Below are 20888 nucleotides of genomic sequence, written 5' to 3'. Positions count from 1 at the left end.
ATTGGAGAAATGAGCCGTCTGTACGGCTGACAATCGCTTATGCATGGCGCCGCCCCCAGGCCTTGTGCAGGAGATCGATGACCTCGGCATTCACGGCATCCATGGATTCGCGCGCCCGGTCATAGGTGGCGGGCGTGAACTGCGAGCGCTCGACCTCATAGAGGGTCTGCTTGGTGAGGCCCGCATCGGAAATCGCAGTCGATTTGACCATGTGATTGCGCATCATCTGCGCGGCGAACATGCTCTGCATGAAGCCGACCATCTGCTGCTGGGGAATGTCCATCGGCTCGTAACGCGTCACCAGATAGCGGAACCAGTCGAGCGAGACATTCACCCCGACCGCCTCGACGCTTTTCAGGATATTGCCGAGCATCAGCAGGAACTGGCTCATCGACATGATGTCGAGCATTTGCGGATGCACGGTGATCAGCACGGAGGTCGCCGCCGTCAGCGCCGTCAGCGTGAGATAACCGAGCTGGGGAGGGCAGTCGATGACGACGACGTCGTAGCGATCATCCACCTCGGCCAGCGCCTCGCCGATCCGGGTGTAAAAGAGCTTGCCGGCGGTCGAATCCTTGCGCTGCATGGCGATCGGCGTCTCGTATTCGTATTCCTGCAATTCGAGATTGGCGGGCACCACGTCGAGGTTTGGAAAGTTGGTGGGCTGGATGACCTCGGTGATCGAGCGGCGCTCCTCGTCATAGCGCAGTGCCTCGTAGAGCGAAGCCTTCTCGTCCAGCTCCGGCTGGATGCCGTAGAGCGCCGTCAGCGAGGCCTGCGGATCGAGGTCGACGGCCAGCACGCGATAACCGCGAAGCGCCAGATATTGGGCCAGATGCGCGGCCGTGGTCGTCTTGCCGGACCCACCCTTGAAGTTGACGACGGCCACCACCTGCAGACGCTCGCCGTTCTTTCGATGCGGCACGCGCTCGAGCAGGGCGCGCAGGTCGTTCACCTGCTCGGCCGTATAGTAGCGTCGCCCCGTGGTCGTCGTTGTCGGCTCGACGCCCTTGCCCTGCAGGTGCAGCTTCTTCAGATAGCTCTGGGACACGCCGACGAAATCGGCGACCTCCGCAAGCGAGAACTGGCGAAGTGTCTTCTGGGCGTTCGGCGGAAACTTTTCCTGTCGCAACATGTCGAGCTTCGACGAGATGTCGCCGCCTTGCTCAAGGATGATATCGGCAAAACCCGGGACTTTTTCAGGGCTGGCGATTTTCACGTTCATTTTGATTTCCGCTGTCAGTCACGATATTTTTGCCAAATTGCAGCCATTATCGTCACAGTGCGCCGATTCCTCGATTCTGGCAAGGAAAAGAGGGTTAATGAAACGTTAACCCCGCCTGGAGCGCATGGGGATGAACCGCGGCGCGATTTCGGCGACGCCTCGAATTTTTCGCTTTGATCTTCGGCCCTTGTGCAAGGCGCGTGATTTTTCGGCCGCAAGTTTTGTCCACCTGCCGCATGCCCTTCGCAGGGCGACAGGCTCGAGAACTTCGGAATAGCTGAGTCGCAGACGATCTGCGCAGCAAAACGCAGAGGGGAGGGGACACCGGGGAGCCGCCCCGATCACTGCAGGCGTTCCTTGCGAATTGGGGAAGGAAGGATTGGCAGGGACGCGCGCGCAGTCGCCGAGCCGTGTCTTGGGCTCGAGGCTGCAAGTCCCCCGGATTGCGGTGCAGCCGCTGAACCTTGGAGGGGAGGGGAGGGGTACGCGGATCCCCTTACCGCGCGCCGTGTCGTGCTGCTCTGGGCGGCGGGTTATCCGCGGCCTGCGATGGCGTGACGTCGCGGTGTCCGGCGCGTGCCGCCGCTGCGAAGACCGCGCCGATGCCGATCAGGACCGGTTCGTCGACGCCGATCTCGCCGATGGCAGCGGGCAGCGCGTCGAGCCGTCCCGTCCAGCGACGTTCGCGGGCGCGGCTGACCGCCGAGAGGACGGCAACCGGCGTGTCAGCCGGCATGCCCCTTGCGCACAGTTCGGCCGTGATGGCGCTCGCGGTGCGGCCGCCCATATAGAAGATGCTGGTTTGGCCGGGGGCCGCCAGCGAGGCCCAATCCAGCGTTGCCGGCAGCACGCCGTGGCGCGAATGGCCGGTGACGAAGCGCACCTGCTGGGCGTGATTGCGATGCGTGAGCGACGTCTTCAGCGATGCCGCCATGGCCGAGGCGGCCGTAATGCCCGGCACGACCTCGACCGGGATGCCCTCGGCCTCCAGCCGCTCGATCTCCTCGCCGGCGCGCCCGAAGATCATCGGGTCGCCGGATTTCAGCCGCACCACACGTTTGCCGTCCTTGGCAAAGCGCACCATCATGTCGTTGATATCGTCCTGCTTGCAGCTTTCGCGCCCGCCCCGCTTTCCCACGAGAAAGCGCTTCGCTTCCCGCCGCGCCAGTTCCAGCACCTCGGAGGAGACGAGATCATCAAACAGGATGACATCGGCCGCCTGCAGGGCACGCATGGCCTTCAGTGTCAGCAGTTCGGCGTCGCCAGGTCCCGCCCCGACCAAAGTGACGGAACCGATCGACGGCGCCTCGACAAGGCGGTCGGTCTCGGCGAGCAAGGTCGCCGCGTCGCCCGCCCCGGGTGCGGCATTGGTCGAGAGGCTGCGGTCCACGAAGCGCTCCCAGAAGCGGCGGCGCTCCGGGCCGGGCGCAAGGCGCGCATTGACCGTCCCGCGCAGGGCCTGGGCCAGCGCCGCCCATTGCTTGAGCGCTGGCGGCAGCAGGGTCTCGATGCGACGACGGATCGCCTGGCCGAGGATCGGAGCCGCTCCGTCCGTGGAGATGGAGACGATCACCGGCGAGCGATTGACGATCGACCCGAACTGGAACTGGCAATAGGCCGGCTTGTCGATCACGTTGACGGGCACGCCCGCGGCCCGCGCCGCGCAAAAGAAGGCCCGGGCCTCATCCTCCGTTTCGCAATCGGCCAGCGCCAGCGCCGCGCGCGCGAAGACGCCGCAATGCCAGGGATGGGGATGGTGGGTCACGCCGTCCTTCTCGACCAGCGCCGCCATGCTGTCGCCGACGTCTTCGCACGGGCAATAGAGATCGACCGTTGCGCCGCAGGCTATCAGCAGTTCGGCCTTCCACGCCGCGCCGTCCGATCCGCCGGCGAGCACGACGCGCTTGCCCGAAAGGTTCCAGAAGACCGGCAGCTTGGCGAGCGGGGCGATCCGCTCGGACGCGTCACTCGGCGGCAAGGAGATGGGTCGCATCGAGGATCCTCCTGATTTCGGGGCGGCAGGAGCCGCAATTGGTTCCGGCATTAAGGCACGCGCCGACCGCTTCCACCGACTGGCAGCCTGCCTGAACGGCGGCTGCGATCTCGTTGATGCCGACGGAAAAGCATGAGCAGACGATGGCGCCCTTGTCCGGACGATCCGGGGAGGGGCGGCCCGCAACGAGGCGGGTGCGGGCCTGCGGATCGGGGTGGTCTGCCGCGAGCTGGTCCGCCGCCCATTGGCGGGAGACCGCAACCGGCTCGCGTGACACGAAGAGCGCGGCCAGGAGACGCCCGTCCGCAAAGGCCAGCACACGATGCTCGCCTTCGCTGCGATCGACATAGCCTGACGTTGCAATGCCGTCAGAGAGCTTGAGGCTACCACGCAGCCACGCTTCCCAGCCTTCGGCGGGCATGGCCCCGGCCAGTTCCAGCCGGTAGCCGCCCTCCGTTTTTGCAATCGCCCAGTAGGGGAAGGGGAGGTCGGCAGGCTTTTCGGCACAGACGAGAAAACCATAGGCGGGCGCCGCATATCTCTCGACGGCGACGGCGGCCTGCTTGAGGGCTGGCTGTCCGGAGACGGGGTCGGTCCGTCCCGGCACCAGCACGTCGACACGCGCGCTCGGCGCCGTTTCGCCCGTCCAGTGCATCGGCACGAAGACGGAGCCGCGCGCCTGCCGCTCGGTCAGCAGGGCCCGCACGATGATGGCAGAGCCGCCCGGCCGCGCGACCGTGACAAGATCCGCGTCGGCAATGCCGCGAGCGCGCGCATCCGATGGGTGAATCTCGCAGAAGGGCTCGGCAATGTGGGCAGACAATCTCGCGGCCTTCGCTGTGCGGGTCATGGTGTGCCAGTGGTCGCGGATACGGCCGGTGTTGAGGATGAAGGGCGCGGCGGGATCGAAGGGCAGGGCAGGGGCGGGCGTGACGGCGATGAAGCGCGCTCTGCCGTCGCCGGTCTGGAAGACTCCCTGACCAAAAAGGCGCTTCTGCGGCCGCGCGCCCTTCGGCTGCGGCCACTGGAAGGGGGAGAGGGCCTCATAGCCGTCCACGTCGATGTCGGCATGGGCACCAATGTCGAAGCTGCGTTCTCCTTCATTCTCGAAAGCGGAAAGCCCGGCGTGCTCGGCAAAGATCACCGCCGGGCCGGCGTAAGTGAAGGCATCGGCAAAGCCCATGCGTCGGGCAACTTCGGCCAGATGCCACCAGTCCGGTCGCGCTTCGCCGGGCGCACCGAGGAAAGCGCGCTGGCGCGAGATGCGGCGCTCGGAATTGGTGACGGTCCCGGACTTCTCCCCCCAGCCGGCCGCCGGAAGCAGCACATGGGCCAGCCGCGCCGTGTCGGTGTCGCCCTGCATGTCGGAGACGACGACGAAGGGGCAGGCGAGAAGCGCAGAGCGCACCCTATCCGCATCCGGCATGGAGACGACAGGGTTGGTGGACATGATCCAGATCGCCTTGATGCGCCCGTCCGCCACGGCCTCGAACATCTCGACAGCCTTGAGGCCCGGTCTTTCAGCCATGACGGGCGACGCCCAGAAGCGCTGCACGCGCTCCCGGTGCACGGGGTTTTCGATTGCCATATGGGCAGCGAGCATGGTGGCGAGCCCGCCGACCTCGCGCCCGCCCATGGCATTGGGCTGACCGGTCAGCGAGAAGGGGCCCATGCCGGGGCGGCCGATGCGGCCGGTGGCGAGGTGGCAGTTGAGGATGGCATTGACCTTGTCCGTGCCGGCGGCCGACTGGTTGACGCCCTGGCTGTAGCAGGTCACCACTCGCTCGGTCTCGGCGAAGAGATGGAAGAACCGGCGCAGCAGCATGGCCGAAAGGCCGGTGGCCTCGGCAAGGGCCACCATGTCGAGCCGCCCGGCCGCCACCAGCGCAGCGCCAAAGCCGGACGTGTGTTCGCCGACGAAGCCCTGGTCGATGCGGTTTGCCTCGGTAAGGTGGGCCAACAGGCCGTTGAAGAGTGCAACGTCCCCATCCGGGCGAACCGGTAGATGCAGATCGGCGATATCAGAGGTCGCCGTGCGGCGCGGATCGATGACGACGACCTTCAGTTCCGGACGCGCTGCCTTGGCGGCGGCAAGGCGCTGGTAGAGCACCGGGTGGCACCAGGCCATATTCGAACCGGTGAGAACCACGAGATCGGCAAGCTCCAGATCCTCATAGCAGCCCGGCACCGTATCCGAGCCGAAGGCGCGCCTGTGACCGGCGACGGAAGATGCCATGCAAAGCCTTGAATTTGTATCGATATTAGCCGAGCCGATGAAGCCTTTTATCAGCTTGTTGGCGACGTAGTAATCCTCGGTCAGCAACTGGCCGGAGACGTAGAAGGCAACCGAATCCGGCCCGTGCTCGGCAATCGTCTCTTTGAAGCGCTGCGCCACGATATCGAGGGCAGCATCCCAGCTTGCGGTCCTGCCATGCACCTGCGGCGCCAGCACGCGCCCGTCGAGATCCAGCGTTTCGGCCAGCGCCGAGCCCTTGGAACAGAGACGGCCGAAATTGGCCGGATGGTCCGGATCGCCCTTGACGCTGACGGCGCCGTCGTCCTCGACGCGGGCAATGACCCCGCAGCCGACGCCGCAATAGGGGCAGGTGGTGCGGGTTTCAGTAGGCATGGGTGCGGCTCCCGATCTTCGCAGGACAGGAGGTGGAGAATGAACCAATTGACGCGGAACGGAGCGCAGCGTCCATCCGGTCGCAACCGGTTGTCGACAGGGCCGCGATGCAGCGACGCACCCACACCCTGCCCGTCATCCTCGGGCTTGATCCGAGGATCCACGCCCCCATCGCCGCCGCCCGCGACTGGATCCTCGGGTCAAGCCCGAGGATGACGGCGAAGAATGTGAGCATTCGGTTGCCTGCCGCGTTGTCAGCGAGGCGATCTCGGTTGTCCACGCGCCATGGGATGCCTTCCCCTGCCTGATCCAGGCGGAGCCCTGTCTCTTCTCCCCTTGGGGAGAAGGTGGCCAGAAGGGCCGGATGAGGGGTCTCCCTCCCTTTGCGGAAGTGGGAACCCCTCATCGCCTCACTCCGTTCGGCACTTCTCCCCAAGGGGAGAAGAGGGAAAGCCGCGCCCACCATCATCTCCCTCACTCCGCCGCCAAGAGTGCCGTAGCCTCGAGCGCAATCGACAGCTGACCGTCGATATTGCGCACCGGGATCGTGCGCACCGCGCCCTCATCCGCCCCGAGCGCCTTGCCGCTTTCCAGCGAGATCACCCAGTTGTGCAGGGGGCAGGTGACGGCATTGCCGTGGACGATGCCCTGGCTCAGCGGCCCCCCCTTGTGCGGGCACTGGTCCTCGATGGCGAAGACCTCGTTTTCGGCGGTGCGGAAGACGGCGATCTTGCCGTCCGGGGTCTTCACGCAGCGCGCGCCACGCAGCGGAATGTCGTCGATATGGCCGATGGCGATGAAGGTCGTGCTCATGATCTCACTCCGCTGCCTGAGGAAAGCCGACGGTAGCCATCGGTTTGAACTCGTGCTTGTCCTTGCCGGAGACGCGCTCCGACCAGGGATCGACCTGGGCAAACTTCTGGCTGAAGACGAAGCGCTCGTAATAGGCGCGGCGCTTGTCGCCATCCTCCATGATCTGCCGGCGGATCTCGTCATGGCCGATGCGTTTGGCCCATTTGTAGATGCGCTCGAGATAGCGACCCTGCTCGCGATACATCTGGGTGAGCGCCACGATATGCTCCAACGCCTCGTCCTCGGTCTTGACGAGACCCAGAACATCCGTGCCCTTGATGTCGAGGCCGGCCGCGCCTGCAAAATGGATCTCGAAGCCGGAATCCACGCAGATGACGCCGATATCCTTGCAGGTCGCCTCGGCGCAGTTGCGCGGACACCCGGAAACGGCAAGCTTCAGCTTGGCCGGGGTCCACGAACCCCACATGAATTTCTCGATGCGGATGCCGAGCCCGGTCGAATCCTGCGTGCCGAAGCGGCACCAGTCGGAGCCGACGCAGGTCTTCACGGTTCTCAGTCCTTTGGCATAGGCCTGACCCGAGATGAAGCCGGCCTTGCCGAGATCGGCCCAGACGGCGGGCAGGTCTTCCTTCTCGATGCCGAGCAGGTCGATCCGCTGACCGCCGGTGACCTTCACCATCGGGATTTCAAACTTGTCCACGACATCGGCGATGGCGCGCAGCTCCGCGGCATTCGTCACGCCGCCCCACATGCGCGGCACGACGGAATAGGTGCCATCCTTCTGGATATTGGCGTGCACACGCTCGTTGATGAACCGCGACTGGTAGTCGTCGGCGTACTCGTCCGGCCAGTCGCAGACGAGGTAATAGTTAAGCGCCGGACGGCACTTGGCGCAGCCGCAGGAGGTCTTCCATTCCAGCTCCTGCATGACGGCGGGAATGGACGTCAGCCCCTTGGCCTTGATCAGCCGGCGCACGTCGTCATGACCGAGCTCGGTGCAGGTGCACATGGGCGTGACGGCGGCGGGGTTATAGGCATCGCCCAGCGTCAGCGACATGAGCTGCTCGACAAGGCCGGTGCAGGAGCCGCAGGAGGCCGACGCCTTGGTGTGGGCGCGCACGCCGTCCAGCGTCGTCAGGCCCTTGGCCGTGATGGTCGAGGTGATCTTGCCCTTGCAAATGCCGTTGCAGCCGCAGATTTCCGCATCATCCGGCAAGGCTGCAACGGCCGCCATAGGGTCCAGGGGCGCACCCCCCTGGAACGACTGGCCGAAGATCAGCGTATCGCGCATAGCGGAAATGTCGGTGCCCTTCTTCTTGAGGTCGTTGAACCAGGCGCCGTCGGAGGTCTCGCCATAGAGAACGGTGCCTATGATGCGGTTGTCCTTGATGACGACGCGCTTGTAGATGCCCGCCGTCGCATCGCGCAGCACGATCTCCTCGCGGTCGTCGCCATCGGCGAAATCGCCGAGCGAGAAGAGGTTGATGCCCGTCACCTTCAGCTTGGTCGGCGTGTCGGAATGAACGAAGGCGGGCTTGTTGTCGCCGGCAAGATGGGCGGCGGCGACACGCGCCATTTCATAGAGCGGCGCGACGAGGCCATAGACCATGCCGTCCACCTCGGCGCATTCGCCAACCGCGAGGATGTCGCCATCGGAGGTCCGCATGCCGGCATCGACGACGATGCCGCGATTGACCGCAAGGCCGGCCTCCCTGGCAAGGCCCGCATTCGGCCGGATGCCGACGGCCATGACGACCAGCGTTGCCGGAATGATCGTGCCATTGTCGAGCTCGATGCCCTCGACCCGATCCGTGCCGAGGATGCGCCTGGTGTTGGCCTTGGTGATGACCTTGATGCCGCGTTCCTCGACCGCCTTCTGCAGCAGGTAGCCGGCGGCGGGATCGAGTTGGCGCTCCATCAGCGTCGGCATGACATGCAGCACGGTCACGTCCATGCCGCGCAGCGCAAGGCCGGCCGCGGCTTCGAGACCGAGCAGCCCGCCGCCGATGACGATGGCTTTTTCGCGCGATTGCGCGGCGAGCAGCATGGCGTCGACGTCGTCCAGATCGCGATAGGTGATGACGCCGGGCAGGTCCTTGCCCGGCACGGGGATGATGAAGGGCACCGAGCCGGTGGCGATGACCAGCTTGTCATAGCTCTCCGTCACGCCATGGTCGGAGGTGACCGTGCGGGCGTCGCGGTCGATGGCGACGATGCGATGGCCCTTGTAGAGGGTCACGTTGTTGTCGATGTACCAGCCGTCGCCATGGATGATGATGTCCTCGAAGGTCTTTTCGCCCGAGAGGACCGGCGAGAGCATGATGCGGTCATAGTTGACGCGCGGCTCGGCGTTGAAGATCGTGACGTCGTAAAGACCCGGCGCCTGTTCGAAGAGGTGTTCGAGCATGCGGCCGGGCGCCATGCCGTTGCCGATGATGACGAGTTTTTCGGCCATGGTCCTTACTCCGCGGCTTCGACGAAGCGGTGGCGTTCGTAGAGGAACTTCAGCACGGCTTCGCGGGATTTGAGGTAGGTGCGGTCGGCGGCGAGCGCGATGCGGTCGCGCGGCCGGGGGATCGGAACGTCCAGCACCTCGCCGATGCGGGCGGCAGGTCCGTTGGTCATCATCACGATACGGTCGGAGAGGAGAACAGCCTCGTCGACGTCATGGGTGATCATGATCATCGTGTTGCCGAGCCGCGCATGGATTTCCATCACGGCGTCCTGAAGATGGGCGCGGGTCAGCGCATCGAGCGCGCCGAAAGGCTCGTCGAGCAGCAGGATCTTCGGCTCCATGGCAAGCGCCCGGGCAATGCCGACACGCTGCTTCATGCCGCCGGAGATTTCGGAGGGACGCTTGTCCTTGGCATGGCCCATCTGCACGAGGTCGAGATTGCGCATGACCCAATCGTGCTTCTCGGCCTTGCTCTTGCGGCCGGCGAAGACCTTGGAAACGGCAAGGTTGACGTTTTCATAGACGGTCAGCCAGGGCAGCAGCGAATGGTTCTGGAAGACGACGGCGCGTTCGGGGCCGGGCGCGTTGACCTCCTGGTTTTCCAGAAGCACGGCGCCGGAAGACACCCGCGTCAGGCCGGCGATCAGGTTGAGCAGGGTGGATTTGCCGCAGCCGGAATGGCCGATGATGGAGACGAATTCGCCCTTGTCGATGGTGAGCGTCACGTCCTTCAGGACTTCCGTGCGGGTGCCGGCACGTTCGAAGGTTTTGTCGATATGGTCGATCTTGAGATAGGCGGTCATGACTGTCGTCTCCTCAGTTGCGGGCCGTGCCGCGGGTGACGACGCTGCCGAGGGCTGCGACCAGCTTGTCGAGGACAAAGCCGGTCACGCCGATATAGGCGAGCGCCACGATGATGTCAGAGAGGCGAGAGGAGTTCCAGGCGTCCCAGATGAAGAAGCCAATGCCGACGCCGCCCGTCAGCATCTCGGCGGCGACGATCGCCAGCCAGGAGAGGCCGACGCCGATACGAAGCCCGGTGAAGATGTAGGGAGCGGCGGCCGGCACCATGATGCGGATGAAGAATTCCATCGGATTGAGGCGCAGCACGCGGGCGATGTTGCGGTAGTCGTCCGGGATGTTGCGCACGCCGACGGCGGTGTTGATGATCACCGGCCAGATCGAGGTGATGAAGATCACGAAAATGGCGGAGGGATTGCTGTTCTGGAACGCGGCGAGCGACAGCGGCAGCCAGGCGAGCGGTGGCACGGTGCGCAGCACCTGGAAGATCGGATCGAGGCCGCGCATGGCCCAGACGGACTGGCCGACCACGGCGCCGAGCAGGACGCCGACGACGGCGGCGAGCCCGAAACCGATCGCCACGCGCTCCAGCGAGACCAGAACGCGCCAGGCAAGGCCGATATCCTGCGAGCCATAATCGAAGAAGGGATAGGCGATCAGGTCGTAGCTGTCGGTGAAGACCTGCGACGGCGGCGGCAGCGTTGCGCCCGGTCCGGAACAGAGGGCCTCCCACAGCGCCAGGAGCGCGATCAGCACCACCAGCGGCGGCACGACGGTGCGCAGCATGTGCTGGCCGAGCCGGGCAAGATTCAGCCGCGCCTGCGGGCGCTGGGCCAGGGTGAGGACAGTGCCGGCGGGCCGGGCGGCGATGGCTCCCGATGGCGGCGTCACGGGCGCCTCGGTGATGCTCTTTCGGGCTGTTGCGGTCATGGGCTGGTCCTTTTTCAAGCGGCACGGCGCCTGCGGTGTCGTTTCGGGCGGAGCCGCCCCTCATCGCTTCCGGGTGAGGGGCAGGCGCGCATCAAGCGCTGGCCTTGATGGTCAGGCTGTCGAGGTAGGCCTTCGGGTTTTCGGGATCGAAGACCTTGCCGTCGAAGAAGGTCTCGGGGCCGCGGGAGGTGGAAGCCGGGATATCGGCGGCGGCAACGCCAAGCTCCTTGGCGGCCTCCCGCCAGATGTCCTCACGGTTGACCTTGTCGACGAGGGCCTTGATGTCGGTGTCGGGCGCGAACTTGCCCCAGCGGATGTTCTCGGTCAGGAACCAGGCGTCGTGGCTTTTGAAGGGATAGGACGCATGGTCCTTCCAGAACTTCATCTCGAGGCCGGTATTTTCCGCCACGCGGCCATTGCCGTAGTTGATCGTGCCCTTGAGACGGCCGGCGACATCCTTCGGCGGCACGTTGAACCACTGGCGCTTGCCCAGAATGGTGGAAAGCTCTTCCTTGTTGTCCATGCTGTCGGCCCACATCTGGGCTTCCATCACGGCCATCATCAGCGCCTTGGTGGCGGCAGGGTTCTTCTCGATCCAGTCGCTGCGAAGGCCGAGCGCCTTTTCCGGATGGCCCTTCCACAGCTCGCCGGTGGTGCAGGCGGTGAAGCCGATGCCCTGGTTGACGAGCTGCTCGTTCCACGGCTCGCCGACGCAGAAGGCGTCCATGTTGCCGACCTTCATGTTGGCGACCATCTGCGGCGGCGGCACCACGATGGTGGAGACATCCTTGTCCGGGTCGATGCCGCCGGCGGCCAGCCAGTAGCGGATCCACAGGTCATGCGTGCCGCCGGGGAAGGTCATGGCGACCTTGATCTCGCCGCCCGCCGCCTTCTTGGCCGCGAACGCGTCCTTCAGTTTCGAGGCATCGAGCTGCACGCCGGTCTCGGCATATTCCTTCGCAACTGAAACGCCCTGGCTGTCGAGGTTGAGGCGGGCGATGATCGACATCGGCACGGGCACGTTGTTCTGCGTCACCTTGCCGGTGGAGATGAGGTACGGCATGGGGGTGAGGATATGGGCGCCGTCGATGCCGTTGGCCTCGCCGCCCAGCACGAGGTTGTCGCGCGTTGCGCCCCAGGACGCCTGCTTCAACACCTCGACATCCGGCAGCCCGTATTTTTCGAAGATACCCTTTTCCTTGGCGACGATCAGCGGCGCGGCGTCGGTGAGCGCGATATAGCCAAGCTTGACGCTGGCGACCTCAGGCCCGGCGCTGGCGGCGAAAGCGCCGGAGGGGAAGGCCATGCGCACCGCGCCGATGAGGGCAGCGGCGGAGCTGACCTTGAGGATCTGACGGCGGGTGATGTTCATTCCTGTAGTCTTCGTCATGGTTCGTGGTCCCTCTGGCGTTCGACGGAGATCCGGAAACAAAAAAAACGCCGCTTGCTCATCTGCTGGAGCCTGGCGGGAGGAGCCGGGCAGCAAAGAAGCCTGCGACGTCGGTGTCTGATGGTTATATGCGCCACCATGGGCGCTCATCCGTCCTGCGATCGCCGTTGACCGCGGACAGAAAAAACAAAGCAAGGGGCGTGCCAGTTTTGGGTCATCGCTTCATGACCCTGAAAAACAGGCGGTTTTTCTGACGCTGGACCGCTCGTCCCTGCGGCGGCAATCCGCACCCTGCATCTTCCGTGGCCTTGCCCTCTGCGCAGATGCCGCAGATTTGTGCAGCGCACGAATTCAGCCCTCGTCGGTTTCCGTGGCCATGGCGACCGGAGAGCGAACGGGAAAGCCGGCCACATAGGCCGCCAGATCGACGGGATCGAAGCGGCGGGCGTCCATGAACATCTCGAGCGCGGCCGCATCCTCCGGGCCCGGGAGCATCGCGTCGGGTCCAAGCGCCGCCGTGTAGAGATCGGGCCGGAAGGCGCTGGTCGCGCGGGCCATGTTCGCCTCGCTGAAGTCCACCTGCCCCCAGCGCATCATCTGGCTGTAGATCCACAGCGCCTGGTTCGGACGGGGATAGTTGGCGGCGCCGCGGTGGAAGAGGAAATAATCCGGGATCCGCCGTTTCGTGCCCCGCGCATCCAGCGAGAATTCGCCGTCGAGAACACGGCGGATGATGGTGCGGGGCGCGGCGATGTAGCGGGTATCGCTCAGGATCGCGGCGAGGTCGTCGCGATGGGCGGGATCGTCGCACCAGCGGGCCGCCCGGTCGAGCGCCACGATCAGCCGCGACACCGTGTCGGCATTGGCCTCGGCCCAGTCCGGGCGAAGGCCCAGCACCTTTTCGGGCGCGAGCGGCCAGATATCCTGCTTGGCGGCCACGATCCGCCCCGTGCCGCGCTCCGAGGCGATCATGTTCCAGGGCGCACCGACGCAGAAACCGTCGATGGCGCCGGCGGCCAGCGCATCGGAGGTGAGCGGCGGCGGCACGACCACGAGCTTCACGTCGCGGTCGGGATCGATGCCGCCCGCCGCCAGCCAGTAGCGGAATTCGTAGTTGTGCGAGGAGAAGGGGTAGGTCATGCCGAGCGTCGGCGGCGCCTCGCCGCGCGCCTTCATGTCGGCGAGAACGGCGGCCAGCGCCCTGGCATTGGCAAGCGCGCTCGCATCGTCGGCAAGGCCTGCCTGCGCCTTCATGCGCTCGTAAAGACGAACAGACAGCGTGATCGCATTGCCGCCGCGCCCGAGGGAGAATGGGGTCAGCGTCGGCGAGGGGTTCGAGCCAAGCCCCAGCATCGAGGCGACGGGCATGGGCGAGAGCATGTGGGCGATGTCGAACTGGCGGAAGGCCAGGCGATCGCGCACATTGGCCCAGGACACATCGCGCACGAGATCGAGCGTGAGGCCTTCGCGGTTTGCAAAGCCGATCTCCGCCGCCACGATCAGGATCGAGGCATCCATCAGCGGAATGAAGCCGGCGCGCAGCGTCTTGTGTTCGCGGCCCGTGGAAAGGACCGGTGCCTTCACGGCATTACCGCCGGTCTCAATGGAGAACATGTCACTCACCCGTTTTCTCCCGCGGCCCCTCGCGCATCACAGCAAAAGGCCCGCGGCCGTCACCACGCTCTGGGCGATGTCGGCCAGCTTCTTCTTCTCGTTCATGGCGGTCTGGCGCAGCAGGGCGAAGGCCTGCTCTTCGCTGAGACCCCGCATCTTCATGAGGATGCCCTTGGCGCGCTCGATCACCTTGCGCTCTTCGAGCGCCGTCTTCGCCTCCGCCAGTTCCCGCTGCAGGCGGCTGAAGGCGTTGAAGCGGCTGACGGCCATGTCGAGGATCGGCTTCACCCGCTCCTTCTTGAGGCCATCGACCACATAGGCCGAGACCCCGGCATCCACGGCCGCCTCGATCGCCGCCGTATCCGAGCGGTCCACGAACATGGCGATCGGCCGGGAAATGGTCCGCGTCAGCTGGAACATGTGCTCCATCATGTCGCGATTGGGGTTCTCGATATCGATGATGATGACGTCGGGCGAGAGGGTCTCGATCAGCCGCGCGACGCCCTGCACCTCGTGAATGACGGTGACATTGCAATGGCCGGCCTCGGTCAGCCCCGCCTCGATGATGGAGGCGCGAATGGCATTCTCGTCGATGACGAGGATGGTCAGGTCGGCGCTGATCCTTGAGGTGCTCAAAGCGGCGTCCCGATGAAATAACAGGCAAAGCTGGCGCTCGCGAGCGACAGCGAGAGCGGCGAGGAGAGCCGACGATGCGCCATGCCGGCAATCGCCAGGCTGATCGCCACAAGCAGGACCGCCGTCAGGGCATCTGTTCCCACCGATAGCAACGCCAGCGCGCTCAGGAACAGGCTCGACGCGACGGCCGCCTTCACCAGCATGGCCCGCGACCCGCTTTCCGGCGCCCGGTAGACCGGCCAGAAATCCGCCCAGCTCAGTCCGATCACAATGCACAAAAGGGGTAGGTACGCCACGCCGGTCTCCTGTCTCGCCGATGAGAAGAAGCAGGAAACATGCCAGCCGAGGCGATACGTCGCCGGCAAGCCCGGCCCGAAGATCGGGCCGGCGAGGCACGGGCGGCGGCCCGATCAGCCGTCAGTTGATCCGCCGGCCATCCGCGCCAAAGAGGTGGATCTTGTCCGCCTTCACCGACAGGTGGACCGTCTGCTCGGGCTTCAGCTCCACGCGGCGATGCAGTACGAGCGTTGCCGGCTGCGTGCCGATGCGCACCACCACGTGCGTTTCCGCACCGGTCGGCTCGACGGTCAGGACTTTCGCGGGAATGCCGGCCTCGGCAATGTCGAGGTCTTCCGGGCGGATGCCGTAGGTCCGGGCGCCGCCTGGGGCATGGCCGCCGGGGGAGGGGAGGGTGACCCCGCCGTCGATCACGAAGCCGCCGTCGCCGACGGCACCGTCGAAGAGGTTCATGGCGGGTGATCCGATGAAGGTGGCGACGAAGGTGTTGTCCGGGCGGTCGTAGAGATCGAGCGGCTTGCCGATCTGCTCGATCTTGCCGGCCCGCATGACGACGATCTTGTCGGCCATGGTCATGGCTTCGATCTGGTCGTGCGTGACGTAGACGATGGTCGTGCCAAGCCGCTGGTGCAGTTCCTTGATCTCGCTGCGCATGGTGACGCGCAGCTTGGCGTCGAGGTTCGAGAGCGGCTCGTCGAAGAGGAAGACCTTGGGGTGGCGCACGATGGCGCGGCCCATGGCGACGCGCTGGCGCTGGCCGCCGGAAAGCTGCTTCGGCAGGCGGTCGAGCAGCGGCTCGAGCGCGAGGATGCCGGCGGCCTCGTTGACGAGCTTTTCGATCGTCGCCTTGTCGCGCCCCTGGAGCTTCAGCGCAAAGCCCATGTTTTCGCGCACGGTCATGTGCGGGTAGAGCGCATAGGACTGGAAGACCATGGCGATGTCGCGCTCCTTGGGCGCGACATCGTTGACCACGCGGCCATCGATGCGGATTTCGCCGCCGCTGATCTCTTCCAGACCCGCCAGCATGCGCAGCAGCGTGGACTTGCCGCAGCCGGACGGCCCGACGAGGGTGACGAACTCCCCGTCTTCGATATCGACGGAGACGCCATGGATGACGGCGGCGGCGCCGTATTGCTTCAAAACGTGATCGATTGCGACCGAGGCCATGATTGTTCCTCCCTCAGAGCTTGAGCTGCCAGACGCGGGCGGCGGTGACGCTGCCGGTCAGGGTTGCCGAACGGGCCGCCGCGAAGGACGGAATGCGCTTGCTGCCGGTCCAGCGGCCATTGTCGGCGAAAACCTCGATGGAGCCGGCATCGATGAAGATGCGAACCTCCGAGGGCCGTGCGCCGCTGGCGATGTAGCGCGGCGTCGTCTTGCCGGTCCGGGCATCGAAGAGGATTTCCAGGCCCTCATCGCCGAGCCGGACGCCAAACGCGACGTCCGGATGGTCGATGGAGAGCGTGAAAGGCGCACCTTCCGCCGGCAGGGTCAGCAGGATTTCGACCGCGCCGTTGCCGAGATCCACCGTTTCGCCTGCCGCAAGGGCGGTCTCGTCGATCAGGTGATGGCGCAGCGTCTCGACGGCCGCGACCGGCGGGGTGAAGATCGCATCGCCCTCGATCAGGACGCGGCGCGGCAGCGTCATGGCCGTCTGGAAATCCTCCTTCTTGGAGACATCCGTCCAGTTGGCGAGCCAGGCGATCCCGACCGGCACATCCCCGTCGACAAAGGCCTGGAAGGCGTAGGCGTCCGAGCCGAAATCCAGCTCCTGCTCGAAGTCGGCGACAAAGCTGCGCCCGTCGAAGCGGCCGACCGTGACGGAGGTCAGGTTGCGCCGGCCGGTTTGCGGGTCCCGGCTGGTGAGCAGGCCGAAGATCAGCGCCCAGCGGGTGGCGGGATCGGATGCCGGGCCGCCGACCGGCACCATGCACGGGCATTCGGCCGCGGTCATGCCGAAACGGTCTTCCCGGTGGATGATGTCGATGAACGTCCAGCCCGAGGAGCCGGCCGCATCGCTGCTTTCATAGAGCAGCACCACGCCGCCCGCCTTGTCGCGGCTGCCGAGCAGCATCTTCCAGCGCCCGTCCGGCCCCTCGAAAACGTAGGGGTCCCGGAAATCGGTGGTGAGATTGAGCCCTTCCGGGCGCAGCGGCAGGATGATCTCGGAGGCGCCGGCGGCAAGCCCATCCTGGCTGACCGCCGTCAGCTGGATCTGCTCTTCCGGGGTCCGGTCGATGACATGCTCGGTGTAGAAGACCCGGATCGCATCGCCGGCCGCAATCGCCGAGCCGGAGAAGGCGCCGCCGCGGCCATCGTCCTTTTCCGACAGGTGATCGGCGGGAAAGAGGAACATGGGCAGGTGCGTCCAGCGCAGGAAGTCCGTTGAAACCGCGTGGCCCCAGTGCATCGTGTTCCAGCGCAGGCCGTGCGGATAATGCTGGTAGAAGAGATGCGCCGCACCGCCGAAACGACCGAAACCGTTCGGATCGTTCATCCAGCCGAAAGGCGGGCGGAAATGGTAGCTGTCGGGTGTCACGGGGGGCGCGTTGCGATCCTCGTGGTGCAGCACCGTGATGCCCTCGGCCATGACCTTGTCCGGGTGGAAGGCGTAGGCGACCGAAAGAGCCGTAACGGTCGGATCGTAGGACAGCGTCGTCAGGCCGCCCGTCGCAAGCGGCACGGCGGCAAAGGCGAACTCGCCTTTGCGGTCCGTTGCCGGGTTTGCCGTCGACTGGCCGTCGATGCTGATGGCAAGAGAGGCTTCGGCCTCCGTCAGGGCTTTCAGCCACAGATGCAGCACGCTGCCCGCCGGCAGGCTCGTCTCGATGACGACGCGCGGAGTTTTGAGGGAAGGGGCGGGAAGAGACATGATCAACCTTTCACGGCAGAGCCGACGAACGAACTGACAAACCAGCGCTGGAAGGCCAGGTAGAGAATGAGGACCGGGATCATCATCAGGACGGACGCCGCCATGGCGCGGTCCCAGAAGATGCTGTCCTGGCCGAAGAAGGTGGCGATGGCGACCGAGATGGGGCGGGCGTAATCGGTCTGGGTGACGAGCGTCGGCCAGAGATACTGGTTCCAGCTTTCGATCCCCATCAGGATCGACACGGTGGCGAGCGCCGGCAGGCTGAGCGGCATGAAGATCGAGCGATAGATGCGGAAGGTGGAGGCACCGTCCATTTCCGCCGCTTCGTAGAGTTCCTTCGGCAGTTGCGCGAAGAACTGGTAGAAGAGGAAGGTATAGAGCGGGCTCGCCACCCAGGGCAGGATCTGCACCGCGAAAGTGTCCGTCAGCCCGGCGCGCGACATCATGACGACAAGCGGCATGATGATGCTTTCCTGTGGGATGACGTAGAGCGCCACCACGATCGCCAGCAGCACCGCCTTGCCGCGCAGCGTGCCCCAGGCCAGCACGAAGCCGGCCATGGAATTGACGACGAGACCGGTGCCGACCGTCATGACGAGAATGATCAGCGAGTTGATGAGATAGCGGCCGTAGGCGAGTTCGCCGGAGAAGTTGGCGACTTCGCGGTAGTTGGACAAGGTCGGATCGGAGACCCAGAAGGCCCGGAAACTGCCCATGTCGGCAAGGATCTGGAAGCGGTCGTCCTTGAGGCTGGCGATGAGCAGCATGAAGAGCGGCGAGATCATCACCAGTGCGATCACGAAGATCGAGACGAACTGCACGATGCGCAGGCCGCGCTTGCCGCTGCCGATGGCGGCGGGCGCCGTGGTGGAGAGGGCGAGATCAGACATCGAAGCGCCTCAGAAGCTGGCGCTGCAGGAGCGCGATAACGAGAACGATGACGAAGAGGATGACGGAAACGGCCGATGCATAGCCGAGCTTCTGTTCCGCAAAGCCGGAGCGCACCATGTAGTGCACCACCGTCTCCGTGCTTTCGCGCGGGCCGCCCTGGGTGAGGATCGCCACCTGCGTATAGAGCTTGAAGGCCTGGATGGTGGTGATGACGAGCACGAAAACATGGGTGGGCCGAAGGCCGGGCATGGTGACGTGCCAGAAGCGGCGCAACGGCCCGGCGCCATCGATGCGCGCGGCATCATAGAGTTCGTCCGGAATGCCCTGCAGGCCGGCGAGGTAGATGATCATCTGGAAGCCATAGGCCTGCCAGGCCGAGAGCAGCACGATCGAGAACATCGCCCAGTTCGGATCGCCCAGCCAGTCGATCGGCTGGATCGTGCCGCCGGAGAGGAAGCCGACGATCTGGTTCAGCGGGCCGCTCGGATACTGGAACAGCGTGCCCCAGATGACGCAGACGACGACCATCGACGTGATGGCGGGCAGGAAGAACATGCCGCGCAGCAGGTTTCGCATCGGCAGCTTCTGGTGCAGCAGCAGTGCCGTCAGGAAGGCGAGGCCGCACTGCACCGGAATGACCCAGATGGTGAAGCGGGTGACGTTCCACAGCGACGTCCAGAATAGCGGATCGGAGAAGATGCGCTGGAAATTGAGCAGGCCGACGAAGCGCACCGGTGTCGGACGCGGCACCAGCGGCTGGTTGGTCATCGCCGTCCAGAAGGAAAGGAGAAACGGTGCGATGAGGAACACGGCCATGAGGACCACGGCCGGCCCGATCATGCCCAGTTCCTGCCAGAAGCGCTGCCTGTCGCGTCGCCGGCCGGGCCGTTTCGCCCCCGGCGCCGGCCGCGGCGCGGACATGTTTTCAACGGTCATGGTGGTCCTCCTCGTCCCGTCCTGATGGAAGAGGGCAGGGCCGGCGATGCACGGCCCCGCCCGTTGGCCTTACTGCTGCTCGTCGAAGGGCGGGTAGCCGGCATTGTCCTCGATGTCTTCATCGATCTTCTGGGCCGCCGTGGTCAGGGCTTCCTGCGCATCGGACCCGTTGAAGATCTTGTCGACCGCCTGCATGAAGGCCGAGGTCAGGGTCGGATAGGCCGGGTGCGGCGGACGCGCGACGGCCGTCTTGGAGGCCTGCTCGAAGGCAACCGCCAGCGGGCCGCCCTCAGCGTAAAGCGGGCTGTCGGCGGCAAAGCTCTTCAGGCCGGGGAAGGCGGACTGGCTCTTGGCGTAGTCGCGATATTCCTTGTCCTTCAGGAGGAAGCTCACGAACTTGCCGGCGATCTCCGGGTTCTTGGCGGTGGCGGAAATGCCCCAGATCCAGGTGCCGTTCGGGCTGACGCCCTTTTCGCCGATCTTCGGCAGCGGCATGACGACGATGTTGTCCTTCATGGCGGCGGACGCTTCGGCGTAGAACCAGTGACCACCCATGGCGAGAGCCGCCGGCTGGCCCTCGGCGTAGAATTGGTTGGTGCCCGAAGACGTCGGGACGACCCAGCCCTTCTTCACCCAGTCCTGCATCATCGTCATCGCCTTGACGCAGGTTTCGCTGTCGAGCGTGCCGCCGGCAACCCAGGTCTTGCGGTCGATCAGGTCGCAACCGGCGCTTTCCAGCAGCGGACCATAGGCATAGGTGATCCACTCGGTCTTGATGCCGTAGCCGCGGAAGGTGTCGATCGGCCACTTGACGCCGTCGAGCTTGGACAGCTTGTCGAGGTAGCCTTCGAATTCCTCGCGCGTCCAAGCGTCATCGACGCCCTTCGGGATGCGGGCGCCGATCGCTTCGAGATACTTCTTGTTGCCGTAGAGCACGACGGAGGAGTCCGTCAGGCCAATCGCATAAAGGTCCTTGTCGATCGGATAGGTGCCCTGGGCGATGTTGGATTCCGTCATGTCGTCAAGGAGGTCCTTGTCGACGAGCGGCTTGATCGGCTGCAGGTAGCCCGACCAGACGTAGTTGGCGAGGAAGGGCGCATCGAGTTCCATGATGTCGGGCAGTTGCTTCGACATGACGGCGGCGCTGAACTTCTCATTATAGGCGTCGTGCGGCGCGTAGATCAGTTCGATATCGACGTCGGGATTGGCCTCCTCGAACCGCTTGGCAACGTCGCCATAGGCCTTCACCCAGCCCGGATCGCCCTGGTGCATCATGGTGACCACGGTCTTTGCATCCGCGCTGCCGGCCATCAGGATGAGGGCGGTGGATGCCGAGAGGACAGAAAGTAAACGATTACCCATTGAAATACGCATGTCAGTCTCCTCCATTGAAGTTAGGTTAGGGG

Annotated in this window: 16 protein-coding genes; all 16 read right to left on the bottom strand. The window is 65.1% G+C overall.

Features of this window, described 5'->3' with window-relative positions:
• Window positions 1–37: 37 nt before the first annotated feature.
• A complete protein-coding gene (gene repA, locus F3H41_RS19235; RefSeq protein WP_149740309.1) occupies window positions 38–1225 on the bottom strand; it encodes a plasmid partitioning protein RepA in 1188 nt (395 codons plus the stop codon).
• 496 nt (window positions 1226–1721) lie between these two features.
• On the bottom strand, window positions 1722–3218 hold the full coding sequence (cysG, locus tag F3H41_RS19230) for a siroheme synthase CysG (protein ID WP_149740308.1): 1497 nt from the start codon (window positions 3216–3218) through the stop codon (window positions 1722–1724).
• A complete protein-coding gene (locus F3H41_RS19225) occupies window positions 3190–5847 on the bottom strand; it encodes a nitrate reductase (protein ID WP_149740307.1) in 2658 nt (885 codons plus the stop codon). Before F3H41_RS19225 ends, cysG begins: the two co-directional genes overlap by 29 nt.
• A 474-nt stretch (window positions 5848–6321) precedes the next feature.
• On the bottom strand, window positions 6322–6660 hold the full coding sequence (nirD, locus tag F3H41_RS19220; RefSeq protein ID WP_149740306.1) for a nitrite reductase small subunit NirD: 339 nt from the start codon (window positions 6658–6660) through the stop codon (window positions 6322–6324).
• A gap of 4 nt (window positions 6661–6664) precedes the next feature.
• The gene (nirB, locus tag F3H41_RS19215) at window positions 6665–9115 is read right to left on the bottom strand and encodes a nitrite reductase large subunit NirB (protein WP_149740305.1); all 2451 of its coding nucleotides are present in this window, start codon (window positions 9113–9115) and stop codon (window positions 6665–6667) included.
• A gap of 5 nt (window positions 9116–9120) precedes the next feature.
• Window positions 9121–9918, bottom strand: coding sequence for an ABC transporter ATP-binding protein (locus F3H41_RS19210; RefSeq protein WP_149740304.1), 798 nt, complete (start codon window positions 9916–9918; stop codon window positions 9121–9123).
• A 13-nt stretch (window positions 9919–9931) separates the two neighbouring features.
• Window positions 9932–10846, bottom strand: a complete 915-nt coding sequence (gene ntrB, locus F3H41_RS19205) for a nitrate ABC transporter permease (protein WP_149740303.1) — start codon at window positions 10844–10846, stop codon at window positions 9932–9934.
• Window positions 10847–10937: 91 nt separating this feature from the next.
• Complete coding sequence (locus F3H41_RS19200) at window positions 10938–12236, bottom strand: CmpA/NrtA family ABC transporter substrate-binding protein (protein WP_149740302.1); 1299 nt, start codon at window positions 12234–12236, stop codon at window positions 10938–10940.
• A 351-nt stretch (window positions 12237–12587) separates the two neighbouring features.
• Window positions 12588–13850 (bottom strand): CmpA/NrtA family ABC transporter substrate-binding protein, encoded by a 1263-nt coding sequence (locus F3H41_RS19195; protein ID WP_149740350.1) that lies wholly within the window; start codon window positions 13848–13850, stop codon window positions 12588–12590.
• Window positions 13851–13886: 36 nt separating this feature from the next.
• Window positions 13887–14486 (bottom strand): ANTAR domain-containing response regulator, encoded by a 600-nt coding sequence (locus F3H41_RS19190; protein ID WP_149740301.1) that lies wholly within the window; start codon window positions 14484–14486, stop codon window positions 13887–13889.
• Window positions 14483–14782: a hypothetical protein gene (locus F3H41_RS19185; RefSeq protein ID WP_149740300.1), complete on the bottom strand. Its 300-nt coding sequence runs from the start codon at window positions 14780–14782 to the stop codon at window positions 14483–14485. The genes F3H41_RS19190 and F3H41_RS19185 overlap by 4 nt, the downstream gene beginning before the upstream one ends.
• A 121-nt stretch (window positions 14783–14903) precedes the next feature.
• On the bottom strand, window positions 14904–15950 hold the full coding sequence (ugpC, locus tag F3H41_RS19180; RefSeq protein WP_149740299.1) for a sn-glycerol-3-phosphate ABC transporter ATP-binding protein UgpC: 1047 nt from the start codon (window positions 15948–15950) through the stop codon (window positions 14904–14906).
• Window positions 15951–15963: 13 nt separating this feature from the next.
• A complete protein-coding gene (locus tag F3H41_RS19175; protein ID WP_149740298.1) occupies window positions 15964–17655 on the bottom strand; it encodes a glycoside hydrolase family 32 protein in 1692 nt (563 codons plus the stop codon).
• A gap of 2 nt (window positions 17656–17657) precedes the next feature.
• The gene (locus tag F3H41_RS19170) at window positions 17658–18545 is read right to left on the bottom strand and encodes a carbohydrate ABC transporter permease (RefSeq protein WP_149740297.1); all 888 of its coding nucleotides are present in this window, start codon (window positions 18543–18545) and stop codon (window positions 17658–17660) included.
• Window positions 18538–19482 carry a sugar ABC transporter permease gene (locus F3H41_RS19165; protein WP_149740296.1) on the bottom strand — a complete coding sequence of 315 codons (945 nt, stop codon included), beginning with the start codon at window positions 19480–19482 and terminating at the stop codon, window positions 18538–18540. Before F3H41_RS19165 ends, F3H41_RS19170 begins: the two co-directional genes overlap by 8 nt.
• Window positions 19483–19551: 69 nt before the next feature.
• Window positions 19552–20844, bottom strand: coding sequence for a sugar ABC transporter substrate-binding protein (locus tag F3H41_RS19160; protein WP_149740349.1), 1293 nt, complete (start codon window positions 20842–20844; stop codon window positions 19552–19554).
• Window positions 20845–20888 lie beyond the last annotated feature (44 nt).

The sequence above is a fragment of the Rhizobium sp. RU20A genome, from assembly GCF_900155885.1.
Taxonomy (GTDB): domain Bacteria; phylum Pseudomonadota; class Alphaproteobacteria; order Rhizobiales; family Rhizobiaceae; genus RU20A.
This window is presented reverse-complemented; position numbering and strand designations above follow the sequence as displayed.